The sequence below is a fragment of the Streptacidiphilus sp. MAP12-33 genome (assembly GCF_041261265.1).
GTDB lineage: Bacteria > Actinomycetota > Actinomycetes > Streptomycetales > Streptomycetaceae > Streptacidiphilus.
Genome location: NZ_JBGCCA010000082.1, coordinates 1 through 1,770, shown reverse-complemented (window position 1 = coordinate 1,770; position 1,770 = coordinate 1). Strand labels below are relative to the sequence as shown.

Below are 1,770 nucleotides of genomic sequence, written 5' to 3'. Positions count from 1 at the left end.
GACAAGACATCCCACGCGGATAAGCGTCAAGCCACTGCGGCAGGTTGATCTTCCGATAGCGGAGTTGCGAAGGCCTTCGTCTCGTCGTAGGGCTGGCCGTGCTGGAGGCAGTGGAAGAGCATGCCCATGAAGCGGTTGAACAGGTTCCTCTGCGCGGCGACGTGGCGGTCGCCGGCTTGTCTGCGGCGGTCGTAGTGGGCTCTGGCGCCCGGCGACTTGGTGAGGGAGACGAAGGCCCACACATAGCCCACGGCGGCCAGGCGCTGGTTCTTGACCCGTCGGCTCATCACTGTGCAGCTCTTGCCGCTGGCCCGGGTGACGGGGGCACTGCCGGCGTATGCCTTCAGCGAGCCGGCGTTCGCGAACCGGGTTCGATCGTCGCCGATCTCCGCGAGGACGCGGGCTCCGGTTAAGGAGCCGAGTCCGGGAAAGCTGCGGATGATCGGCGCATCGGGATGCCCCTCGAAGGCCGCAGCGGTGGCCTCTTCAAGCTGGTCAGCGTTGAGGCAGGCGGTGTTCAGCTGCCGGAGCAGGGCGGATGTCTGCTGGCCCAGTGCCGCTTCGACCTGTGGGAGCTGGTGGAGGTACTCGCGGTGGAAGACTTCGTGGAGCCGGTCGGCCTCGGCCTGGATGCCGCGGACCCGACCGGACTGTTTGAGCAGGGACTGCAGTCTGCGGCGGGTCAGGCTCGCGGCGGCGGCTGGGGTGGGAGCCGCAGCCAGGATCGTGCGGGCCTCCCGTGAGCACAGGCCGTGCTTGTGGTTGGCGAACGCCTCGAGGATGGCGGGGTAGAACTCCCGCAGTTGGGACCGGAGCTTGTTGTGGGCCTGGCCGCGGTCCCACACCGCGTCCTGTTGGGCTCGGGCGAGGACGGCGATGGCTTGCACAAGCTCGGAATCCGCAGGTAGCGGCCGGTGCGCGGCCATGTCGGTCCGCAGGATGTTCGCCAGGGCCGCGGCGTCGACGGCATCGGACTTCTTCCGGGCGACTGAGTGCCGGTCCCGGTAGCGGGCGACCGCCAGTGGATTGATCGCGTAGACCGGGCGGCCGGTGGCGCGCAGGCAAGCGACGAGGAGCCCGCGGGAAGTCTCGATCGCGACTGGGATCGGGGCATCGGCATGGTCGCCGTGCTCCAGCAGTAGGGCGGTGAGCTGCGCGAACCCGGCGGCGTCGTCACCGATCCGTTCTTTGGCGAGTTGCGTTCCGCCGGCATCGACGATCGCAATGTCGTGGTGGTCCTCAGCCCAGTCGACTCCGCAGAACACCCGCGTTGGTAATCCGGTGATCTCCATGGCCTCCTCCTTCGATGTTTGCCCAGGTCGGAGCCTTGCAGGGTGCGCGTGCTCCCTAATGGAAGTGCTCAAGGCACGTCATCCCACCAGCCGTTCGCAACCCCAGCGAGAGGTGCGGCCCTCGGTCTGCGTCAGAGCTGGGAGCTCAGGCAGTGGTGAGAGGTGATCCGCACAACTGGCTCGGACTGCGGACAGCGAATCGCGCCACGGCCGGCAGAGCCAGCGCGAGCGAAGGAGGTATCTTCCGTTGCGCGTCCTCGACCGTTCTGGTCGGCTCTCGACGAGGCGGCGTCCCATCTTGTCCGTCGAAGGCCTACTCGTGATGGGCGCGGAGCCGGCCTCGTCTTGTCATAGGACTCCGTGGTCCGGGCATACTCAAAGGCTCGGCTCGCGCCCTGAAGATCGGCCCCCGGACCCACTCGAAGTGAACGCCGGGGCGCAGTACTTGCTCGCCGCCCTTCGCGTCCCATTAGGCGTA

General features: G+C 67.5%; 1 protein-coding gene. It reads right to left on the bottom strand.

Translation table 11 applies throughout. From position 1 onward, the window contains the following. Positions 1 to 26: 26 nt before the first annotated feature. Positions 27 to 1,292 (bottom strand): IS110 family transposase, encoded by a 1,266-nt coding sequence (locus ABH931_RS39615; protein ID WP_370124844.1) that lies wholly within the window; start codon positions 1,290 to 1,292, stop codon positions 27 to 29. Between the last annotated feature and the right edge of the window lie 478 nt (positions 1,293 to 1,770).